Annotated in this window: 17 protein-coding genes; 2 read left to right on the forward strand and 15 right to left on the reverse strand. The window is 47.2% G+C overall.

Features of this window, described 5'->3' with window-relative positions; translation table 11 throughout:
• Positions 1-16: 16 nt before the first annotated feature.
• From G7K71_RS17615 to G7K71_RS17640, 6 genes are all read right to left on the reverse strand, one after another.
• Entirely contained in the window at positions 17-1723 is a 1707-nt protein-coding gene (locus G7K71_RS17615) for an L-aspartate oxidase (RefSeq protein ID WP_166349240.1), read from the reverse strand.
• A 20-nt stretch (positions 1724-1743) separates the two neighbouring features.
• Positions 1744-3126: an SLC13 family permease gene (locus G7K71_RS17620; RefSeq protein WP_166349243.1), complete on the reverse strand. Its 1383-nt coding sequence runs from the start codon at positions 3124-3126 to the stop codon at positions 1744-1746.
• A gap of 28 nt (positions 3127-3154) precedes the next feature.
• Positions 3155-4531 carry an MmgE/PrpD family protein gene (locus tag G7K71_RS17625; protein WP_166349246.1) on the reverse strand — a complete coding sequence of 459 codons (1377 nt, stop codon included), beginning with the start codon at positions 4529-4531 and terminating at the stop codon, positions 3155-3157.
• Between the two features lie 21 nt (positions 4532-4552).
• Entirely contained in the window at positions 4553-6049 is a 1497-nt protein-coding gene (locus G7K71_RS17630; protein WP_166349249.1) for a tripartite tricarboxylate transporter permease, read from the reverse strand.
• 117 nt (positions 6050-6166) lie between these two features.
• On the reverse strand, positions 6167-7180 hold the full coding sequence (locus tag G7K71_RS17635) for a tripartite tricarboxylate transporter substrate binding protein (RefSeq protein WP_166349252.1): 1014 nt from the start codon (positions 7178-7180) through the stop codon (positions 6167-6169).
• A gap of 59 nt (positions 7181-7239) precedes the next feature.
• Positions 7240-7707, reverse strand: coding sequence for a tripartite tricarboxylate transporter TctB family protein (locus G7K71_RS17640; protein WP_013824231.1), 468 nt, complete (start codon positions 7705-7707; stop codon positions 7240-7242).
• A 642-nt stretch (positions 7708-8349) separates the two neighbouring features.
• Here G7K71_RS17640 and G7K71_RS17645 point away from each other — a divergent pair.
• A complete protein-coding gene (locus G7K71_RS17645) occupies positions 8350-10023 on the forward strand; it encodes a sigma 54-interacting transcriptional regulator (protein WP_013824232.1) in 1674 nt (557 codons plus the stop codon).
• Between the two features lie 171 nt (positions 10024-10194).
• The gene (locus G7K71_RS17650) at positions 10195-11688 is read left to right on the forward strand and encodes a DASS family sodium-coupled anion symporter (protein WP_166349255.1); all 1494 of its coding nucleotides are present in this window, start codon (positions 10195-10197) and stop codon (positions 11686-11688) included.
• 27 nt (positions 11689-11715) lie between these two features.
• Here the strand turns inward: G7K71_RS17650 and G7K71_RS17655 are convergent, their stop codons facing one another.
• The 9 genes from G7K71_RS17655 to G7K71_RS17695 form a co-directional block, all read right to left on the reverse strand.
• A complete protein-coding gene (locus G7K71_RS17655) occupies positions 11716-13164 on the reverse strand; it encodes a pyruvate carboxylase subunit B (RefSeq protein ID WP_166349258.1) in 1449 nt (482 codons plus the stop codon).
• A 50-nt stretch (positions 13165-13214) separates the two neighbouring features.
• On the reverse strand, positions 13215-14378 hold the full coding sequence (locus G7K71_RS17660; RefSeq protein WP_166349261.1) for an MFS transporter: 1164 nt from the start codon (positions 14376-14378) through the stop codon (positions 13215-13217).
• A gap of 112 nt (positions 14379-14490) precedes the next feature.
• On the reverse strand, positions 14491-15945 hold the full coding sequence (locus tag G7K71_RS17665; protein ID WP_166349264.1) for a pyruvate carboxylase subunit B: 1455 nt from the start codon (positions 15943-15945) through the stop codon (positions 14491-14493).
• Between the two features lie 3 nt (positions 15946-15948).
• Positions 15949-17307 carry an acetyl-CoA carboxylase biotin carboxylase subunit gene (gene accC / locus G7K71_RS17670; RefSeq protein WP_166349267.1) on the reverse strand — a complete coding sequence of 453 codons (1359 nt, stop codon included), beginning with the start codon at positions 17305-17307 and terminating at the stop codon, positions 15949-15951.
• A 53-nt stretch (positions 17308-17360) separates the two neighbouring features.
• Positions 17361-17903: a biotin/lipoyl-containing protein gene (locus G7K71_RS17675; protein ID WP_166349270.1), complete on the reverse strand. Its 543-nt coding sequence runs from the start codon at positions 17901-17903 to the stop codon at positions 17361-17363.
• A gap of 294 nt (positions 17904-18197) precedes the next feature.
• Complete coding sequence (locus G7K71_RS17680) at positions 18198-19961, reverse strand: sigma 54-interacting transcriptional regulator (protein ID WP_166349273.1); 1764 nt, start codon at positions 19959-19961, stop codon at positions 18198-18200.
• A gap of 13 nt (positions 19962-19974) precedes the next feature.
• A complete protein-coding gene (locus G7K71_RS17685; RefSeq protein ID WP_166349276.1) occupies positions 19975-20721 on the reverse strand; it encodes an ABC transporter ATP-binding protein in 747 nt (248 codons plus the stop codon).
• Entirely contained in the window at positions 20718-21500 is a 783-nt protein-coding gene (locus G7K71_RS17690; protein ID WP_166349279.1) for an ABC transporter ATP-binding protein, read from the reverse strand. The genes G7K71_RS17685 and G7K71_RS17690 overlap by 4 nt, the downstream gene beginning before the upstream one ends.
• Before the next feature lie 14 nt (positions 21501-21514).
• Positions 21515-22354, reverse strand: a complete 840-nt coding sequence (locus G7K71_RS17695; protein WP_166349282.1) for an ABC transporter permease — start codon at positions 22352-22354, stop codon at positions 21515-21517.
• Between the last annotated feature and the right edge of the window lie 38 nt (positions 22355-22392).

Below are 22392 nucleotides of genomic sequence, written 5' to 3' on the forward strand. Positions count from 1 at the left end.
CAGCAGATCAACTGACTCAGGATAATCGGCACCCCGGTTTTACGTAAGGAAAATCAATAGGAGTTAGCCTTGTTACCAGTTCGCCATTTACCAGCCGGACGGAGATATTTTTCAGCCAACCACTCTCCTGCTCTGGGTAATCAGGCCTGTAATGAGCCCCGCGACTTTCGGTTCTCATCAAAGCAGCCGTAATCGCTGCCTTGATTACCAGAATCATATTTTCTAGCTCATATAACCTTAAGCACCTGTGTTTAAACTTAATTTGACCTGCCAGAATGGAGGTCAGTTCCTTTTCCAGGGTGTCAATTTCCTCCACTCCCTCCTGCAACAGGCTCTTCTTCCTTTCCAACCCTAGGGCTTTGAGAGCAACTTGCTGTAATCTCTGATTCAATCCTTTAATAATTACCTGGATGGGCAGGTTAGGACGTTTCCCATTATTAGTTGTTTTAAAAGTTGTTTCAAAATAATCCGTGAATATCTTTTTACTCGCAGCAATATCCGGGGCATCTTGTATATACCGAGCAGCCGCAGTACCAGCAATGGCCCCAAATACGACTGCCTCCGTCAGCCCGTTTCCACTCAACCGGTTGGCCCCATGCACTCCGGCAGTAACCTCACCGGCGGCAAATAAGCCTTTAATTCCGGTGCAGCAACTGGGGTCCACCTCAATTCCCCCCATAAAGAAGTGTACAGCCGGTGCTATTTCAATCCGCTCACTGGTCAAATCAATACCTTGTTTCTGTAAGGCCCGCAGGATATTTCCTGTGGTACTTTCTAGGATTTCCAGGGGCACTCCGGTTACGTCCAGAAATACTCCACCATGATTGGTTCCGCGGCCGGCAAGAATTTCCCGGTATATGGCCCGGGCCACCACGTCGCGGGTAGCAGCCTCCATTCTGTCGGGGTCATAATTTACCATGAATCTTTCTCCCTGATTGTTCAGCAGGCGGGCGCCAGGCTGGCCCAGCAAAATACCGCCTATACTCTGACCGGCCAAACGGGGAGGAAAAACCATTGCCGTAGGTGTGAATTGGATAAATTCCAGATCTTTTAAGGAAAGTCCGGCCCGAAGGGCCATGGCCAGCCCATCGGCAGTGGTACCCCGCTTATTCGTGGTTAATGGGAAAATGTCTCCTCCCCCTCCGGTAGCCAGAACAATCGCTTTGGCTTGAAATATCACAGGAACGGCACTGTCTTTTAAAAACCCAACAGCACCAGCAATACAGCCCCGTTCTTGCACCAAGTCTTTTATAAAAACCCGGAGTTGGATTTTAACACCGTTTCTAACAAGTTCCCGGCCCAGCACCGCCATCAATTCCCTGGTTCCCCCGCCCAGCAACCTGACTGCCCGGGGGCGGCTGTGTCCCGGCAGGAAAAATTGCTTAAACCTATTACCATCTCGAATAAAGGGAATACCCAATTCGGCCAGGAACTCAAGTATGGAGGGGGCTTTTTCAGCCAGAACTCTGACCATTTCCTGGTTATTCATGAAGGCACCGCTCTTGATCGTATCCTCACAATGCTTCTTTGGAGAATCGTCGTTTTCATAGCCAAAACTGGCTGCAAATCCTCCCCCGGCCATCGAAGTGTTACCGCTGGTTCCCAGGGAACTGCTTTTGGTTACCAGCACTACCTGCACCCCGGCACGGCTAGCCGTCAGAGCAGCCATAATCCCGGCCAAGCCTCCGCCAATAACCAGAACACCTGCCTTGATACTTTCCATCGCCGGTCCTCCTTAAGAAATCACCAGCTCACAATACTAAACAACAGGGGCCAGTATATGTAATAAGCTAAGATCGATATTATAATTGTCGTTACAGTAGATACACAAGACAAAGAAACAAATTCTCTAAATTTAAAGTGATAAGCGTTATTGAGCATAAGCAGACTTGGGGATTGGGCAGGCAATACGCTAATTCCAGCTGCTATTATTGTGGTAACCAATCCAAAATAATAGGGATTAAGCCCCATCGCTCCAGTTATAGGGTAAACAATGGGAAGAGATAAAGTTAAAAAAGTAACCGGGCTTACAAAAAATACGCGTACAAAGCAAAGCAAAAGCAACATGCTCAGAAAACTCAACCCGGGAGAACTCAGGCCAATTGCCGAAAATTTAGTAATAAAGACACCGGTCATCCACTCCCCAACACCGTGGGTTTTTATTAAATTTCCCAACGAAAACGCTGTTCCCAAAAGGATTAGAGTATCCCAGTCGACAGCATTTAAATCTCTTTTTTGGATAATTTCAACCCCCGGCAGGGCCAGTAATATCACCCCTGTGAGGGCCACAATAACGGGATTAATTCCTGTCAAGGGCTCGGTAACCCAAAAAATAATCATCAGCAGGACAACCCCAGCAGCTATTTTCTCTTGGAAACTGAGCTTTTTGTTAAAATTAAGTTCACAACCGGATGCAATTTTCTCACTAGCCACTTCTTTCCCCCTAAATAAAAGGGGAAGCATGAGGGTACATAAGAAAACCATCAGCCAGGCCAGAGGGAGCATAAGCAATAACCACAAAAACCAGGTAATATTCCTGGCCATTAAATCACTTAACATCTCAGCCGCCATAATTGTGTTCACGCCACCCGTCATAAAGGCTAAGCTTGCCACTGAACTCGTTCCGCCAATCAGTAAAACTGTTGACCGGACAAACCATCCGTTTAGGCTAAAGCCGTTTTGCAAAGACAGTTCCTTGATTACCGGCTCGATCAATCTCGTTCTCACTGCAGCCGAAGGAATCAAAAGAGGCATTAGTAAAGAAACCCCCATACAAAACAATCGCGAGAGCAGGATGCTGCGGCAAAACCTTGCCCAACGCATTACGAAATAATTTATTAACCCCTGGCGGGCAAAAGATATGCCAATTAATGTCACGCTTAAAAGAAAAAACAATTCCTGGCTGGCAAAACCTGAAAATACTTCCTCCATGCTATCAACTTTGCTCCCAGTGGCCATTAAAACCAGTACCAGCATCGATCCATAAATACCAGGTATCACCAGAGTGTTCCACATTATGACAGCCATGAGCAGTATTAAAAGAACGGCTTCCCTATCGGGTAATAGTTTTAGTGGGACTATAGACAGTCCCACTAAAATTACTAATAAAAGAGTTTTTTTCTTCATAATCCTTTAGCCCCAACTTCAAAGGTTTTTAATGATGGCTTTTTTGAGGAACGACGCGTAATAATTCAGTTAACGGTTCTATGTTTGGCATTTGCTCTATTTCTTTAACCAGTTGCTTAATCTTATTCCCTGTTTCTTCGCCCACTAGAGGGTTAACCAGAGTAGCAAATTTATCTTCCAGTTCCTCAAGGGTTAATGGGTTTTCCGGCTCTCCCTTGGGCAGTTCCAGACTGTTTTCAAAAATGCTGCCGTCATCCATTTCCAGCTTAACCCGGCAACCCCTGCCCATGTAACCATATGATTCTTCATCGGGTAACATTTTAATTCGCCTGGCAAGGTTGAGTATTTCCTGGTTGTCCCAGTTCACCTTGAAATCTTCCACGTTAAGATGCTTTTTACCAGTAACCATAGCCAGCGCCACGGAATAAGGGGTGCTGCCCTGAGCCGCATGAAGGGTTTCGGGTTCGTTAATATTTGACTGGCGTATGGCTAAAGGAGATGTCCAAATAGTAACAGATTTTACAGTAGCAGGCGAAATAGGCCCGGTAATCATTTCCGCCACCGCATCGATAGGCCCGTGCGCATAACGGCAGGCAGCATGTGGTTTAAAGCCTACCTCCATGATTTTAAGCGGCCCCCCGAAACCCATTGTGATTTGTTCCAGTTTAACCTCATCGCTATAAGCCCGGCAAAAACCTTCCCTTCCTTCCAGGATATTAACCGGCCCGGTAAAGCCCCCCTGGGCCAGCAAACCAGCCAGAATTCCGTTGAAGGCTGCTTTTCCGGCGTTAAACCCCTTAATCATCGACGGGTGATCAAGAAAAGCTGTGAGCCCCGCGCTCTGGGTACCGGCGATACCAAAAGCGTTCGCTGTTTTCCAGTGGTCCAGCTTGAGCAACTTGGCGGTGACAGCAGCAGCGCCAAAGGCCCCGATGGTCCCGGTGCTATGGTAGCCCCGGTTCCGGTGACCGGGGTTGACAGCCAGCCCAATGCGAACCATAGCTTCGTAACCGCAAATCAGTGCCAATAAAAAGTCCTTCCCCGAAGCCTGGCAATGTTCTGCCACAGCAAGGGCCGCCGGTACCAGCACCGATCCAGCCTTAACCAGCGCATCACGGTGAGCATCATCCATTTCAATTGCGTGTGCCATATTGCCGTTTGCCAGGCCGGCAAGGGGTGCCCATGTTTTGACGGGGCTAGTGATAACCGTCGACCTGCCAACCATTTGCAGCTCCCCAACCATTTTTAGCAGTATTTGGCTGCCAGGCTCTTGAGAACCGTGTATCTGGTTCCCAATCCCGTCCAGAACATGCATTTTTGCTTTTGCAACAACTTCACCATTCAGGTCTTCATAAGTCAAGTTGACCAAAAAATTTGCCAGTTCAAGTGTTACTCCTTGAGACATTTCAGTTTTTAAACCTCCCCTTTACGCTTTCTCTGCTTTTACCTTGCGGAATTCCTGATATAAACCGCCCAGGAAAATCAAAACATTGATAATGATCAAAACAACAGTTATTGGTTGTCCAAAAAAGTAGCCCCACGTGGAACCATGAACACTTCCCAGTTCTATCGCCCGGCGGTATCCCTCTTCGGCAATAGGCCCGAGGATGACTCCCAGCACAATGGGCGGGATCGGAAAGCCGTATTTCAAAGCAACGTAGCCCAACAACCCGAAAACAATCATGACCCATACATCAAACAAGTTGTTTTTTACGGAATAAGAACCAATGGTGGAAAGAACCAGCACCGTAGCGATAATGTAGTTGTAAGGCAGCTTCAAGATAAAAGGGCTGTATTTGGCCGTCAGCAGGCCAACCAGGCACATCAAAATTGTGGTCACCAGCATGCCGATCATAAAGCCGTAGGCAATATCGGCGTGCTCCGTAAACAGCCTGGGTCCCGGAATCAGCCCGTGAAGGGTTAGGCCACCAAAAAGAACTGCCGCGCTGGCCGAACCGGGAATACCGAGGGATAATAGCGGCACCAGCGAACCGCCCACCATGGCATTGTTGGCTGACTCGGATGCAATAACTCCTTCCAGAGCGCCTCTCCCAAATTTTTCCGGATTCTTGGAGCTCTGCTTGGCCAGAGTGTAGGAGAGAAACGAGGCGATGGACCCCCCTGCCCCCGGCAATATGCCGACAACTGTTCCAATAGCTGAAGAGCGGAGCACCAGAAACGGCCGTTTAAGTACAAATTTTAATACCTGCAGGTATGGCGTGGGCTTTTGTTCGTTAATGATTACTTCCCCCCGCTTCTTGCTCATCAAGACGAGCATTTGCGAGATGGAAAATAGTCCAATTAAAGCCGGCACCACGCCAATACCACTTAAAAGGTTGGGGCTGTTAAATGAGAAGCGGGGATAGCCGGATATAGGATCCATGCCAACCGTGCTGACCAGAATCCCGAAGGCGGCCCCCAGAAGGCCCTTAATGATGTTCTTACCACTTAAGCTGGAAACAAGGGCCAGGCCCATTATAGAAATCCAGAACATCTCCGCGGGGCCGAACTTTAACGACAGCTGGGCCAACAAGGGAGTAAAAAAAAGCAAAATAATTACCCCTATAATGCCACCTAGAGTCGAAGCGGTAATGGAAGCATAAAGGGCTTTATTACCCTCACCCTGCCGGGCCAAAGGGTAACCATCAAAGGACGTACAGGCCGCGGCAGCGGTACCGGGCGTGTTTAAAAGAATAGCCGAGATTGAACCGCCGTACTCAGCACCCATATAAATGGAACTGAGCAAAAGAAGTCCGGAAACAGGGTCCATACCCATGGTAACGGGGATAAAAAGGGCCATCCCGATGGGTGGCGTCAGCCCTGGTAGGGCGCCAACAATAATGCCGACACATACTCCTAACAGCATAGATATCAAGGTTTGGAATTGGAAAATGGCTTCAAAAGTAGAATAAATATGCTCCACTAGTTACCACTCCCTGTTGGCATAAGATGTCAACATCAGGTGTAACTGCCTGGCTTGTACGGGCGGCGGCCAACTTTGCCGCCGTCCGTACACCCGTTAAAAGGTTGTGTGTGGTTGTTATTTATCTCCTTTTTTGAAACTCTCGATTATCCAGCCGATATCTTTTTCTAGATCGCTCCTGAACTTGGTAGCCTCATTCATGGTCATATAGGTAACCGGCAGGCCCAACTTGTTCATTTCTTCAACAAAGGCCGGATCGGCAGCCATAGCTCCAAATGCTTTATCTAAATGCTCTTTAACTTCCTGTGGAGTACCCTTGGGAACGGAAATTTCCCGCGTTATATAGTTAACCACATTGTAACCCTTCTCTTTAAGTGTCGGCACATCGGGAGCCAGTTTAAAGCGCTCATCTGCAGCTACAGCCAGCGGACGCAAATTATCTGCCTGCTGCACCGCCCACATGGCGTTGGCGATCATAACGTCAACCTTGCCGCCCAAAACATCCTTCAATGCTTCAGAACCGCCCTTGTAAACTATACGCTTAACCTTGATACCTAGCTCTTTCTCTAACTGCAGGGTAAAGATGTGGTCGACGCCAAAATTACCGTTATTGGTTACGGTTAATTTTCCAGGGTTTTGCTTGGCATACGCAATCAGGTCTTCCAGTGTTTTAAACTGGCTGTCTTTACGGACAAATATGGCGCTGGGCAGGCGGCTCATAACGGCTATGGGTTCAAGATCATCCGGTTGATAACCCGACATTCCTTCCTTTCTCAACCTGGGCTGCACCAGGGTAGTAGGGCTAACTGTAGCTGCCAGGGTATAGCCGTCGGGCTTGGATTTGGCCGCCTCGTTCCAGCCGATTTCGCCGCTGGCTCCGTCCTTGTTAACCACGGCCATTGGTGCCCCAACGTACTTCTCACTGTATTTAGCCACTACGCGGGCAAAGGAATCAACTCCTCCTCCCGGGGCGAACGGCACGATGATGGTAATCGTACCCCTTGGATAGCCGATGCCCGGCTTTGTTCCCTCTGATTGTTTGGCATTGCCCTTGCAGCCTGTAACGATCGCAGTTAAGGCCATGGCCGCAGTTAAAAGCAGGGCCAGGGCTCTAAATTTTATTTTTTTCATTTCCAACCAACCTCCTCAATCTGGTATAGTAGCGTACCCCTGGGGCCTGACCACCGGCGTCATACAAACAAGCCCGTTGGGGTTGGTACCTGTACCCCCACCCGGAAAATAAGGTACAGGAGAACGGTAATTACCAGACCATAACCCGCGCACTTAAGCAAGTATCCTGGCTGGCAACCCTTCCCTTCCAGATACAATACCAGAATTAGCCAGAATAGCCCCAGGGTCAGGAAAAACCCAACAACAGGGATGACTGCTATACTTATTACCCACAGACAAACAGCCGGAATTATTTTAACCCACTGACCGGAAGATGCGCTCTGTTCACCCTGCTTTGCCTCTCCAGTTGAAAAAACTTTGGAAATAGCCTTAATGATTAAGGTAGCCGAAAGAAACAGAATAATATAAGCCATCAACCGGGGCAATAGACTTGCCTCTGGCGGGTAGGTGGATGTTTCGTAAAAAACCCAGGCGCTTAATAAAATCAGGCCGATGGAAGGTATAATATCTTCCCTCGCTTTGGACATAAATCCCCCCTCCTTCTTTAAATTTTTCTTACCGCAAAAAAGAACAACCAGCTTCCACCTCCCTAATTTCGATATTATAACCTTGGCCGTCCCAGGATAAGGCCATATGGGTTACCCTTCTAAATCACGGCTAATAACTTTTTATTTTATTTGTGCTTGCAAAAACAATACCAAAATCATAAGCCTTAGTTCCTCTCTAGATCTATGTGGATAAACATTTATTCCTAATCCTTTTTAGAGTGCCGTTCATCAAAGCGAAAAGGCCTTTATCAGGAAGAATGCCTGTGTTAACCCTGTCAGGCAAGGGCAGGTTAAGAGATTAATTTTTAAAATAACAAAAATTAAAATTTCATTTTTATTAAATTAAAAAAGGATTTTAAAAGAAATTATTGAAATTTACTATTTGGGGAAATAAGAGTAACCTGCAAAATTAATGCAATAGATAGTAACAAATGGTAATAAAAGTTTCGACTGGGAGTTCCAACCCTCGTTATTCCATGCCAGGAAATAACTAATTATTATGGGAACAGTAACCACTTAATTAATAAAATTAGTGCGCCACTCTGCCACGACACTCTACTTTCTGGCCAGCGACTTTGGGACACCGGAATTTATAATCGAAGCTAAGGAGGGGGGTTAAATATGGATTCTTCCCAGTATAACATATTGGATTTCATTAAATTACCCATCCTTATTATCGATAACCAGAAAAAAATCCTTTTTGCCAACCGGGAAATGAAAAAGCTATTTCCAGAAAAAGTAATAGCGTCAGGAATCGATTGCCATGAGATTCTAATATCTAATACAAATATTAATCAGGTTTATCAAAATAAAAAAGACTTATTGGGAGTTACTGAACGAATTAACAACCGGGATTACCTGGTAGATTACAGCCCCTATCTTGACGAGCAGGGGGAAATTGCCGGTATTCTGATGGTTATTCATACGAAACAGTGGATAGAGAAAGACTGGATAATGGCTGCTCTAGACGCTATTCCTGATGCCATTTTACTTTGTGACGAAACATTAACCGTAAGATATATTAATCCTGCCTATACCAGGTTAAAGGGGTTACGGTGGGAGGAAATTGTGGGGAGAAAAATTAATGAAGTGCGCTCGGGAAAACTAATTCCGGCCGTAATTAATTCGGGTATTCCTATAAATAACTTATACAGGGATATTGATAACGTTCCCTTTATAGTTAATATCATACCGATTATAAAAGAAAATAAAATTATCGGTGGAATTTCCATTTCTAAGGATCTGGAACAGGTCAAAGAGATGATTAATTCTTGCAATCACCCGATTGTTACTTTAAAGGACGGCAAAAGTAAAAATAATGAAAATGGCGATGCATTTAAAGATATAATTGGCGAAAGTTTACCTTTAATTCACACGCTGGAAAAAGCAAAAATAGCAGCGAAAGTGGACTCCAATGTTTTAATCTTGGGTGAAAGCGGCACGGGAAAAGAGCTGATTGCCCGCGCCATTCATAACGGCGGTAAACGTAAAGGGGGGTTTTTTGTAGCCATTAACTGCGCGGCCATTCCTCAAAACCTGATGGAAAGTGAACTCTTTGGCTACGAAGGGGGGGCTTTTACAGGAGCTACCAAAAAAGCTAAAATTGGTTTGTTCGAACTGGCCAACCGAGGAACAATTTTTCTGGATGAAATTGGTGAGATGAGCCTGCCCATGCAAAGCAAGCTTTTACGCGTACTAGAAACCAAAACCATCCGCCGGGTCGGCGGGCTTCAAGAAATCCCGGTCAATGTCAGGGTTATTGCCGCCACCAACCGTAATCTGGAAGCCATGATTGCCCAGGGCGAGTTCCGGGAAGATTTATATTACCGTTTGAACGTTTTCCCCATCCGGGTCCCGCCTTTACGGGAACGTGTTAATGATATCCCCCTCCTCGCCCGGCACTTCATCCAGAAATTATCAACCTCGTTAAAGAAAAAAGTAACCTTATCGGAAGCCTCTTTGAATTTATTACTAAGCTATGACTGGCCGGGCAATGTTCGGGAGCTGGAAAACGCTCTGGAATATGCTGTTAATATGACCAACTCTCCCTTGATTGAGCCGGAACACTTTCCTCCAGCTATTTTACAAAAGCAGGGCGGCTTAACGGATCAAATTAATAAAGATAAAGATAATCATCAACTTTTTTCGCTGGCCTCCCTGGAAAAGCAGGCCATCCAAGCGGCAATTAAACATTTCGGCACCTCCACAGAAGGCAAAAGAAAGGCTGCCGGCGCTCTAGGCATATCCTTAACAACTCTTTATAAAAAATTAAAAGATTACCAAATCGATTTATAATACAACGCAATATAACGTAATCGGTTATGTTTTTACGTTCACCCAAAACCACATGGCCATCTTCCTGACCATGCCCTACCGCGCTGTTCTCTGGTGCCTGTCTTTTTTGACTAGCAGTCCGTATTGCCATCATATGGTGTACATGGTAATATATGCTAAAGGAGGATGGCCATGGTCTATTTAACTTTAAAATTGCCTGGTCCGTTAATAAGGCTTTTCGACAGGAGGTACGTCGGCATTTACGTATCGTCGCTGGCGTTCCTTATTCTTATCAACGTGCAGTTTCCGGACACCATAAGCCCGCTGGGGGCTAAGCTGATTGCCGTGCTGGCAAGCATGCTAATTATCTGGGTAACCGAATCGGTGGATTACTCCACCAGCGCCTTTTACCTGATAGGGATATTAACCCTGGCCCTGGCGGACTGTCCCGACCCGGCAGGTAACGGAAAAACCATCGGTACCAGGGAAGCGCTGGCCATGTCTTTGAGCGGGTTTGGTTCGGAGGCCTGGATATTGGTAACCGCGGCTCTCATCCTGGCTTCGGCGGTTAGGGAGAGCGGCCTGGGCGAGCGCATCGCCTACTGGATTCTGCTGGCCGCCGGCCCCAAGCCGAAAAACATCCTGCTGGGAATGCTGCTGATGTCCTACCTGACAAGCATCTTTATTCCGGCCCAGGCGGCCAACGCGGCTTTAATGTGCACCGTCGGACTAAGCATCATGGAGATATACAGGATAGACAAAAGCGACAACTTCGCCAAGGCGGTCATGCTCATCGTGGCATTCGGCACGGGCATTGCCGGCCTGGGCATACAGACATCGGGGGCGCCCACCATACAAACTGCGAACTACCTGGCGGAAGCCGGATACCCGATCAAGTGGCTGTCCTGGGCCATCTACGGCATGCCCTTTTCCATCGTCGCCGGCCTAGTATTGTATATCCTGATTTGTTCAAGGTTCCCCACCAAAAAACTGCCCGGCGAAATCGCACTAATCAGGCAAAAACTGGCGGCCATGGGCCCCGTGTCAGCCCGGGAACTGAAACTGGCGGCCATTATGCTGGCTACCACTGCGCTCTGGGCCAGCGAACACAAGCTGCACGACATCGACAGCAGTACGGTTTCGGTTTTGGCAGTGATGACCCTGTTCCTGCCCTTTAACAACATTACCACCTGGGACCGGCTGGTGAAGAACATCAACTGGGGTATCCTGTTTCTTTTCGGCGCCGCCATCTCCCTGGGACAGTGGCTGTTAAAAAGCGGCGCTGCCTCCTGGATGGCCCAGAACACCATTAGCCTGCTCAACCTGCAAAAACTAAGCCTGCTCCCCATTGTAGCCGTATCGGTGGTCTTTTTTTCACTGATGTCGCTTGTCTTTTCGGCCAGGGCGGCAGCGGTGGCCGCCCTGGTCCCGGTGGCCATAGGATTTGCCGAAAGCTTTGCCCGGTCCCACGGTGTAACGGTGTGGGGCTGCACCCTTATATTCTATTACGCGATCCAATATTCCGTCTTGCTGCCGGTGAATACTCCCATGTCCATGATCGCTTACTCCACCGAGACCTTTTCTGCCAGGGATATGCTGCTCACCGGCGCACCCTTGATCGTAGTTCTGATGCTGATCACCCTTCTTTTCGCAAAAACCTACTGGCACTGGCTGGGCCTTGTTTAGCGACATCAGTCAAACTTAAAAACCTCCTCAAGAAAGGGTAAGTTGTAGTTTTCCTTTCTGAAGTTGGAAATATTTAATCTCGCGTCGCCCCGCCAATTCTTTAAGAAGTACGGTCAGAGGAGTCGTAGCACTCAGGTACCGGCTGCAGTCATTCCGACTGGCATAGAAATTCTTAAGAGTTTGCGGGCTATAATACACATATAGCAACAGCTCTTCATCTGAAGCAAACGGCCCCTGCGTTGCCCTTATTTTGTCAAGCACAGGTTCAAGCAATTCAGCCGGACGACCTGAAACCGGTTGCGCATTGCCTGCAATGCGATCAAGGACATTTGGATCAATAGGGGCCGCCAGTTCGCCATAATACCCAAGAGCGTATTTCCTAATCTCATCGGGAACGGTCCGGTAACGTTCCCCTTCAATTACGTTGAGGGTCGCCTGAACCCCCACGTATTGGGAAAGGGGTGTAACCATAACCGGATAACCAAGTTCCTGGCGAATGCGCGCCACCTCATCCAAAACTTCGGGTAAGCGGTCCTGTATTCCAGCTTCAGTTAACTGGCTGACCAGGTTAGAAATCATCCCGCCGGGAATTTGATGCTGGTATTGCCGGGGGTCGTATTCCAGTATCTGGCCAAGCGGCTTGCCCTCCCTTTTTGAAACCCAGGTAAAGTACGCAGCAGTTTCCTTGAGCAATTTATCGTCCAGCTCAACCGCGCGCCCCATCTTGGGCGCGTACCTGGCTATAAATTCTGTGGGCGGGAGAGATTCACCTTGCGCTAAGGGGGAAATGGCCGTGGCAACCATATCGACGCCAAGCTTGATAGCTTCCAGATAACAAACCGGAGCCAGTCCCGTCAGGCAGTGACAGTGCAAGATTAACGGAACTTTACCCATAGCCTTCTGTAACGCAGGGACCAAAGTACGGGTGCGCTCCGGCGTTAGCACGCCACTGGCATCTTCAAGCATCACCGCATCCACGCCCAACCGGATGAGTTGCTGGGCCTTTTGCTTGTAGTACTCGTCGGTGTGAACGGGGCTCTGCGCGTAGACCAACCAGCCAATCACATACAGGCCGGCATCTTTTCCCACCCGGACGGATAACTCCATATTGCGTATATCATTGAGGCCATCAAACACCATCAGGCCGCGCACCCCGTTTTTGGCTGCAGTACGGATTGTTAATTCCACCACGTCGTCAGGAACAAGCTTCCAGCCAATTGCCGTCAGCCCCCGGACAATAAAGCAAAGGGGTGTCTTGGGAATCAGCCGACGCATGAGCCTGAGTCGCTCCCAGGGGTCTTCTCCCAAATACTTTACACACGTATCAAAAACAGCCCCGCCAGCCAAATTGATCATGAAATACCCGGTCTCGTCCATGGTGCGGGCAATTGGCGCCATCATTTTGGTGGTCATGCGGGTGGCCCACAGGGACTGGTGGGCATCCCGCAGGGTTTCATCAATAAACTTCAATTTCACCGGTCATTCCCCTCCCACGTATTAAGAGCCACTTTGAAAAACCTTTATTGTTACCGGCTGGTATATGGCAACTTAAACCAGTACCTAACCGATACGAACAAGGCAAGAAAAGTTAAAGCGTAGATTAAAAAAAGCACCTGGTAGCAAAACCACCCGATTACATAAGCTCCCGCTGCAGCCACCGTCCCGCCGCCAGCCATGTAACAACAGGCCACCATACATAAAGCGGCCCCCCTTGCCTGCAGGCTGAACTCCGAAACTATGGACAGCAAGGTTACGTGCGTAAAGATAAAGGTCAGGCCCAGAAAAATTGGTGCTGGAACGATCAACCAGAGAAGCTGGTTTCCCGCTAACAAGCAAAGGTTTGCCAGCATCCCGGCAATTAGCCCAGCCAGTATTACTTTCTGCTGGCCCCATTTCCCTGCCAGTTTACTGCTAATGCCCGAAAACACCAGCGTCGTTAAGCCAAATGTCGAGATAATCAAACCAGTAACCTCAAAATTTAGGTCCAGGGCGGATGTCATATAGGCTCCAAAGTATGATGATAACCCTAAAATCAAACCACCTTCTGCAAAAATAACCAGATATGTTTGGCGATTCTTTGCCGCCAACAGGATCATTTTATAACTAGCAATAAAATTAATGTCCTTATTTTTCCAAGAAACCAGGCTTCTCTTAACTGGCAATAACATAAATACCGAAATAAAAGCAGAAAAAGCAATGAGGGCATACATACTGCGCCAGCCAAAATATGCTACCACAATCCCCCCTGCTAACATGCATACGCACTGACCAACCATGGATAAACTCTGAAAAATGCCCAGCGCCAGCTGCCGTTCTTCTGGCAAAAATGTATCGCTAAGTAAAGCGTTGGAAACAGGCAGCACCGGCGCTGCGAAAATCCCACTTAAGGCCCTGAAAATAACCAGACTGGTAATTCCCGTAGCAAATGAGCATAAAAATGTGAAAATAATGAAAAACGTCATTGATAATACAATTATTTCTATCTTTCCATACCGGTCAGCCAGTGGGCCGGCAAGCAATGTGGCTAGCCCGAAGCCGAGAAAATACGCCGTAATTATTATTCCAGCCTGCTGGGCCTGCAACCCGAAATCCCGGGCAATATCCGGAATTAACAGGGACTCGGCAAAATTACTGGCCCCAATTATCAAACCAGCAACCCCTAAAAGCCATAATATTAACTTTTTGGGCACTCGGCAGCATCTCCTCAATAAGCAGGGGCACCTGTAACAGGAAGCCTTGATGGCCGTTTACGGGGTCGGCCATCAAGGCGTTATATGACGAACATTTCTTTAAAATAAAGTCTTAACTGGCCTGTACAAGACGGAAGTTTCCCTTTTGAATATAAACATACTTGACCTGGGGGCGTTTCGCCAGTTCTTTAATCAGGACAGCCAGCGGAGTCCGCGCACTCAAACCAGCAGCGCCGGAACGCCGGCTGGCATAAAACTTTTCCAGTGTGGGCCGGGTGTAAAAGATATTAAGCAACAACTCCTCATCTGAGGAAAACGGTCCTTGCTCGGCCTTTATCTTCTCCAGCATGGGTTCAATCAACTCACCTGGCCGTACGGTAATGGGCTGCTCATTGCCAATGATCCGGTCAAGAATATTCGGTTCGATGGGAGCAGCCAGCTCGCCGTAATACCCCAGGGCATATTTCCGGATTTCATCGACCACGGTACGGTAACGCTCCCCTTCCATTACATTAAGAAGGGCTTGGACTCCCACGTATTGCGAAAGCGGGCTCACCATAATCGGGTAACCAAGTTCTTCCCGCACACGGGCTATTTCTTCCAGGACCTCGGGTAGGCGGTTTTGAAATCCTACCTCGGCCAACTGGCTTCTCAGGTTGGAAATCATCCCACCCGGTATTTGATGTTCATAATGGAACGGGTCATATTCAACCATCCGGCCCAATGGTTTCCCTTCCCTTTGGGCCACCCCGGTAAAATAATCGGCAATTTCCTTCAGCCGGTTGTCATCAAGGCGAACGTCAACGCCCATCCTGCGCGCGTGTTTAGCGACATATTCCGTTGCCGGCAGTGACTCTCCTTGAGAGAGGGGAGAAATGGCGGTGTGTACCATATTCACGCCCAGTTGGATAGCTTCAAGATAACACATGGGAGCCAGCCCCGTCATGCAATGGGAGTGCAATACCAGCGGCACCCCCCCCATCGCCTCACGCATTGCCGGAATGAGGGTGCGAATCCGCTCCGGAACTAACAGGCCGCTGGGGTCCTTTAACATTACCGCATCCGCGCCTAACTGAACCAGCTCGCGCGCTTTGCGGACAAAATACTCATCGGTGTGTACCGGGCTGAGGGTATAGACCACGCAACCAATTACATACAGTCCCTCTTCTTTACCCACCCTGATGGTGAGGGCCAGGTTGCGGGTATCGTTCAAGCTGTCAAAGATCATTAAAGCACGGATTCCGTTCCGGGCCACAGTGCGCACTGTAAGTGCCACCACATCATCAGCGTAAACTTGCCAGCTCCAAACGTTTTGCCCGCGGGTAATAAACATCAACGGAGTCTTTTGAATTAGCTGGCGCATTATTCTGAGCCGTTCCCACGGGTCCTCCCCCAGATACTTTATGCATGTATCAAAAACTGCTCCTCCCGCCAAGTTAACAATAAAATAGCCCGCCTCATCAATTGTCCTGGCAATGGGCACCATCATCTCCGTGGTCATACGGGTGGCCCATAGCGACTGGTGAGCATCACGAAGCGTCTCGTCGATAAATTCTAACCTAGGCAAGCTTTATTCCTCCTTGCCAAAACGATTTTCCAACCACCGGGTATTAAACGTCCCAGCCTGAAAGTCTTCATTTAACAACAGTTGCTGGTGAAAGCTAATGGTAGTCGGAATACCTTCGATCTCAAACTCCTGCAACGCCCGGAGCATCCGGCGGATTGCCTGGTGGCGGTCATTAGCCACCACAATTAACTTTGCCACCAGCGAATCATAATAAGGGGGAACCGTGTATCCTGCATAGCAATGGCTGTCCAGGCGAACCCCCATGCCGCCTGGGGGAAGAAACCGGGTAATCAAGCCAGGTGTCGGCTGGAAGCCGTTTTGAGGATCTTCGGCATTAATACGACATTCAATGGCGTGCCCGCGAGGTTGAATATCCGCCTGTGTTATGGATAGAGGTTCACCGGCAACAATGCGCAATTGCTCCTGAACAATATCGACTCCCGTAAGCATTTCAGTTACCGGGTGTTCCACCTGAATCCGCGTATTCATTTCCATAAAATAAAAGTTTTCCTGATCAAGGTCCACCAAAAATTCAACGGTACCCGCGCTGGTGTAGCCTATATGGCGCGCGATGGATACTGCCGCCGCGGTTAACCTGTCGCGCAGTTCCGGGGAGATTACGGGGCAGGGGGCCTCTTCCAGCAACTTCTGGTGACGCCGCTGGATGGTGCAGTCCCGTTCGCCCAGGTGCACCACATTGCCGTGCTGGTCAGCTAGTATTTGAACCTCGACATGCCGGGCGTTTTCAATATATTTTTCCACATACAGCAAGTCGTTGCTGAAAGCAGCTCCGGCTTCAGCCCGGGCACGGATAAAGGCATCCTTAACTTCTCCATCACTATTTACTACCTGCATCCCCCGGCCGCCTCCCCCGGCTGCTGCTTTTAAAAGCAAGGGGTAACCCACTTGCCTGGCTATCTCAATAACCTCATCCCAGTTTCCAAGTCCCCCTTCTGAGCCCGGTATAACCGATATACCGAGCCGGGCCGCTATCTGACGTGCCTTTACTTTATCGCCCATGGCCCGTATTGCCTCTGCCGAAGGACCAACGAAATGAATCCCGTTGTTGGCGCACGCTTCGGCAAAAGTTGAATTCTCAGCTAAAAAACCGTAACCCGGGTGAATGGCATCTGCATTAGTTAATTTAGCAACGGCAAGAATGGCTTCCTTGTTTAAGTAACTTCGTGTCGCCGGAGCCGGGCCTATGCAAACTGCCCGGTCGGCCATGCGCACGTGCCGGCAACCCTTATCTCCTTCTGAATAGATGGCAACCGTCTCAAGCCCCAGTTCCTTACACGCCCGGATAACCCGCAGAGCGATTTCACCCCGATTGGCCACTAAAACCCGCCTAATATTATTCATCCCTGAAAATTCGCTCCTCCAGCTTTTTAAAAAGAGTATTTTCCTTTTTCAATTTACTCGCTGAGCGGTTCAATAACCATCAGGGTTTGGCCGTAGCCGACCATCTCTTCATTTTCCACACAAATTTCAACCACCCGTCCCTTACAGGGGGCCTTTATGGTGTTCATTACCTTCATTACTTCAATAATGCAAAGGGTATCCCCTTCCGTAACGATACTACCAACTTCCACAAAAGGCGGGGCGCCAGGAGCAGGTGAGCGGTAAAAAGTTCCCACCATCGGGGCCTTTACCATCACCATGGTTTCTTCCCGACCAGGTGCAACCGTTATCGCTTTTTGTTCCAAAACCGCGTCCTGAATGGGAGTAGAGTCTTCCTTAGTTTCCCCACTGCCCCTGGAATCAAGTGGTAAACCAATCGCCTCTCCCACCGGCTCGTCGGCAGACATTACCGCTCCGGATAAAGCCTCACCGTTACCACTACGGTTATATTTTTTTAAAACCAGCTTAAAATCTCCCCACGCTATATTCAACTCCTGACATTCACACGAATCTATCACTCTCAAGATCTCCATTACATCTTCGTAGCTAAGTTGCATTTTTCTTCACCTCATTCTAAAAGTTTGTCTAAGCAACTATACTTAAAAAAGTTATTTTTAGAATAAAGTTAAGTCAATTATCTAATTAATCATCCCTCCCTTGAAGAATATGATAACATTATTTTAAACTTAAACAAATATGAATCATCATAACTCAAAAAGCAAATTCAATGCCAGTGGGAAAGCGCCGAGATTATGGAATATACGCTTAACTGAAAGGACCAGTTGATGTATCGCAGCATCAAATCTATAAAATTTCCATGAAATTTAACATCAAAGCGATGTAAAAACAATTCACTGCATTATAATTTTATATTTTTGGGCTTTCCGAACAATTGTAGATTGATCGACATTCAGCGCCCTGGCAGCTTTCCGGGTGCTGCCATAACATTTTAAGGCATGTTCAATTAATTTTTTTTCCAATTCCTGTATGGCACGTTTTAAGGGAATAGAATGTCCTTTAGTATCTATTTTTAAAGCATTAAGGACATTTTCTTTACTTTGTACAATCTGCGCTGGAAGATGTTCAGGATTAATCTTATCACCTTCGCATACAATTACAGATTTTTCAATTACATTCTTTAACTCCCGAATATTACCAGGCCACTGATAATTTAATAGACATTCCATAGCCTCAGATGAAAAATTTTTTTCAAATCCATATTTTTTATTGAACATCTGCAAGAAATAATTAACCAAAAAACTCAAGTCCTCCATCCTTTCGCGCAGCGGCGGGATCATTATGGTTACCACATTCAACCGGTAGAAAAGATCTCGCCGGAAAGTGCCCTTATCTACCATTTCGCTGAGGTCTCTATTTGTTGCGGCAATAATTCGCACATCTACTTTTTTAGGATTACTCCCACCCACCCTAAGCACCTGTTTTTCTTCGATCACCTGGAGCAGCTTGACCTGGAGGTTTAATGGTAATTCACCTATTTCATCTAAAAAAAGGGTTCCGCCATGGGCAAGTTCAAATAAACCAGCTTTCCCACCCCGTTTGGCCCCGGTAAAAGAGCCATCCTCATAGCCGAAAATTTCCGATTCCAAGAGACTGTCGGGAATAGCCCCGCAATTAACCTTTATAAACGGACCGTTTTTGCGAGTACTTAAATTATGAATAGTTTTGGCGATTACATCTTTACCCACTCCCGTTTCCCCTAAAACCAAAACCGTTGAATCAACCTTGCTGAGTCTTTTAACCAGATTCAATATTTCCTTCATCGGCTCGCTACAAAACACCATTTCATCAACCCGGTAGATGCCGGCCTTTAGCTCCTCCAACTCTTTTTTATATTCATCCGAAATTTGCCTGGCTTTTTCAATTTCAGCTTTCAGGTTCATTATTTCAGAAATATCCCGGTTCTGAGTGATTACCCGCCATATATTGCCTTTCTTATCAAAAATCGGCTTTCCTGTATTTAAAACTGTTTTTAAACCATCTTTAGTTTTTATAGTGGTAATAATGGACACGGGCTTCTTCTTTTCCAAAACCTGCAGGCAGCAGGAGTCGGCGAAATAACCTTCGGCCTGCAACTCTCTAACATTTCTTCCTATAAATGTTTTTGCCGGAATTCCGGATAACTTTTCATAGGCGCCGTTCACTCTAAGGGTAACGCCATCTTGATCTAACACCCAGATCCCATCGTCAAAAGATTCAATTATAGCATCCAGCTCTTCATTTTTTAAGGAAGCAGCACAGAATTCTGTGCTACACCGGTTCTGTGCTGCTTCTGGCTTTAATACAGACAAAGCTCCCATAATTTCCCGCCCTTTTTTTAGCGGAATATTCCTTACCCGGGCAGGTATCCCATTAAATACCCGCCTTTCATCAATCTCACGGCCGGTTTTTACAGTTTCCGACAACCCAAGATCAGGAATTATCTGATCAATTGCCTGCTGATTTACCCTTTGGAAATCAACTTTAAAAAACAACATGGCGGCATTGTTAAGCAGCGCAATTTTCTCTTCCGCGTCAATGACAACAACAGGTTCTTCGAAGGCGTCAAAAATCTCCTTTGCCAGGGAAATGCCCACTTGCTGAAGCAATTCCTCCATCAAGGACTCCTCCTCACCACCATTTCACCAATTCGGTTACTTTGTTACGAATTTCTACAAATTGCGGGGAGGAAAAATCCCGGGGCCGCGGCAAATCAACAATTACCTCGTCTTTAATCGTGGTGGGTTTTTGCGTAAAAACTATTATCCGCTCTGCCAGATAGACAGCTTCTTCTAAATTATGGGTAACAAAAATAATCGTCCTTCGCTTTTTTTGCCAGATCTCAATTAATTGATTTTCCAAATGAAACCGGGTTTTTTCATCATTCTGGCCAAAAGGCTCATCCATCAGCATCAAGTCAGTCTCGCTGCAGAAGGACCTGGCTATATCGACCCTTTGTTTCATTCCGCCGGAAATCTGGTGAGGATAAAGGTGTTCAAATCCTTTTAATCCCAGTAGTTCAATAACTTCACTGACACGTTTTACAATCTCGTCCTTAGGAAACCCTTTAATCTCCAAACCTAGCTTGATATTATCCCATACGGTTCGCCAGGGAAAAGCCGAGGATTCCTGAAATACAAAGGAAATATTATGTTTTTGCGGGTTCACTTCTTCACCGTCAATGGTTATTCTCCCTTTCGTCGGCGGGAGCAACCCGCAAACCACGTTGGCTAGCGTCGTCTTACCGCAACCAGTTGGCCCGACAATACACAAGAATTCATTTTCATAAACCTCAAAATTAAGATTATCCAGAACCAGTAAATCACCAAAACTTTTGCTAAAGGATTCAAATTTAATTTTTACCTTACGTTTGCTCAAACAGCCACACCCCCACTGGTCAAATCTTCAGATACATCCGAGAGGTCACTGATCTTCTTGCGAATGGCCAGAAAACGGGCGTCAGTAAAATTCCGGGGGCGAGGCAGATCAACGTATACTTCTTCAATAATCCTCGCCGGAGCATGAGAAAATACCAATATTCTTTCAGCCAAAAACACTGCCTCTTCAATATTATTCGTGATATATATTACCGTTCTTCTCAACTGCTCCCATAACTTTAAAACCTCTTGCTGCATTAGATAGCGAGTTTGCGCGTCCAGTGAGCCAAAGGGTTCGTCCAGGATCAATAAATCGCTGTTATCAATACAAAAGGCCCTTGCAATAGCAACCCGCTGCTTCATGCCTCCTGAAATCTGATGGGGGTAATAATTCTCGAATCCTTTCAATCCAACCAGATCGATCATCCCTTGAACTTTTTTACTCACGTCCTGACCGGTCTCATTTTTTACTTCCAGACTAATTTTTATGTTTTCCCAAACTGTTCGCCAGGGTAAACAGGAGCGGGCTTGAAATACATAAGCAATGTTATGTTTACCAGGGTCCACCGGTTCACCACCCACGGTAACCGCTCCCTCGCTCGGTTTCAACAACCCGGCAATGAGATTAGCTAAAGTGGTTTTTCCAGAACCGCTGGGCCCGACAATGCACAAGAACTCGTTTTCATAAATAGCAAACTTAATTTTATCCAAAACCAATAAATTCCCAAAACGGTGCGTAACATCCACCTGCACCTTGGATTGCCTATTAGCCCTGCCCATAGTTCCACCCCTTTTTACAGGCTAACTTCCGCACGCCATCTGAACAGTCTTTTTTCAATCCTGATCAGGACTTCATTTAAGATAAACCCAATCAAGCCAATAAACAGCATCCCCACAACCACTTCATTCATGCGCATTAAATCAGCATACTTCAAAATGAGCCGACCCAATCCCACGGTTTCCCCGCCGATCATTTCGGCAGCCACGATACACATCCAGGCCACACCCAGGCTTACCCGCATCCCGGCAAAAATATCGGGAAGCACTGCCGGAAAAACCACTTTTTTAATTATGAAGCTCCGGTTACCTCCGTAAACTTTAACCACATCCTTCCAGATGGGGTCAACCCGCGGGACGCTTACCATTGTATTGATAAAGATGGGGAAAAATGCCCCCAGCCAGATCAAGAAGACATACCGGGAAAACCCGACCAGCAGAACAATGGCCATTGGCACCCAGGCTATAGGTGGGATAAATCTGATTGGCTCAATAATCGCGCTTGTTCTTTCATAAATTGTCGGGTACAAACCCATCAGCAATCCCAATGGTACCCCCATAATCAGGGCGACAAAAAACCCGGCCGCAATCCTCACGGTACTAACCCAGGTATGCTCCCACAAAGTGTACCCTTCCAAATCGCCATGAACAATTAAATTTACGAGCGCATTTACCACCCCGTCGGGAGTGGGAAAAAATGAGGACTTGAAAAGAGAAGCCAGCAAGGACCAGATTGCCACAAAAATTCCAAGGCTGATTAAGTTATAAAACAGCTTTTTAAGGCCCGGGGCATTAAACGCCCCGGTATTTATTTTGGCTTTTTTATTGACTATGGTGGTTCCCACATTACCGCTCATTAAAACCCTTCCTTTCAAGCCAATTTAAACTTCTCACT

It is taken from the genome of Desulfofundulus sp. TPOSR (assembly GCF_011393055.1).
Lineage (GTDB): Bacteria > Bacillota > Desulfotomaculia > Desulfotomaculales > Desulfovirgulaceae > Desulfofundulus > Desulfofundulus kuznetsovii.

What these genes read in the sequence shown, in the direction of transcription:
- G7K71_RS17615 (WP_166349240.1), bottom strand. Translation starts at nt 1,723, where the DNA reads ATGGAAAGTATCAAGGCAGGTGTTCTGGTTATTGGCGGAGGCTTGGCC.
- G7K71_RS17620 (WP_166349243.1), bottom strand. Translation starts at nt 3,126, where the DNA reads ATGAAGAAAAAAACTCTTTTATTAGTAATTTTAGTGGGACTGTCTATA.
- G7K71_RS17625 (WP_166349246.1), bottom strand. Translation starts at nt 4,531, where the DNA reads ATGTCTCAAGGAGTAACACTTGAACTGGCAAATTTTTTGGTCAACTTG.
- G7K71_RS17635 (WP_166349252.1), bottom strand. Translation starts at nt 7,180, where the DNA reads ATGAAAAAAATAAAATTTAGAGCCCTGGCCCTGCTTTTAACTGCGGCC.
- G7K71_RS17640 (WP_013824231.1), bottom strand. Translation starts at nt 7,707, where the DNA reads ATGTCCAAAGCGAGGGAAGATATTATACCTTCCATCGGCCTGATTTTA.
- G7K71_RS17645 (WP_013824232.1), top strand. Translation starts at nt 8,350, where the DNA reads ATGGATTCTTCCCAGTATAACATATTGGATTTCATTAAATTACCCATC.
- G7K71_RS17650 (WP_166349255.1), top strand. Translation starts at nt 10,195, where the DNA reads ATGGTCTATTTAACTTTAAAATTGCCTGGTCCGTTAATAAGGCTTTTC.
- accC (WP_166349267.1), bottom strand. Translation starts at nt 17,307, where the DNA reads ATGAATAATATTAGGCGGGTTTTAGTGGCCAATCGGGGTGAAATCGCT.
- G7K71_RS17675 (WP_166349270.1), bottom strand. Translation starts at nt 17,903, where the DNA reads ATGCAACTTAGCTACGAAGATGTAATGGAGATCTTGAGAGTGATAGAT.
- G7K71_RS17680 (WP_166349273.1), bottom strand. Translation starts at nt 19,961, where the DNA reads ATGGAGGAATTGCTTCAGCAAGTGGGCATTTCCCTGGCAAAGGAGATT.
- G7K71_RS17690 (WP_166349279.1), bottom strand. Translation starts at nt 21,500, where the DNA reads ATGGGCAGGGCTAATAGGCAATCCAAGGTGCAGGTGGATGTTACGCAC.
- G7K71_RS17695 (WP_166349282.1), bottom strand. Translation starts at nt 22,354, where the DNA reads ATGAGCGGTAATGTGGGAACCACCATAGTCAATAAAAAAGCCAAAATA.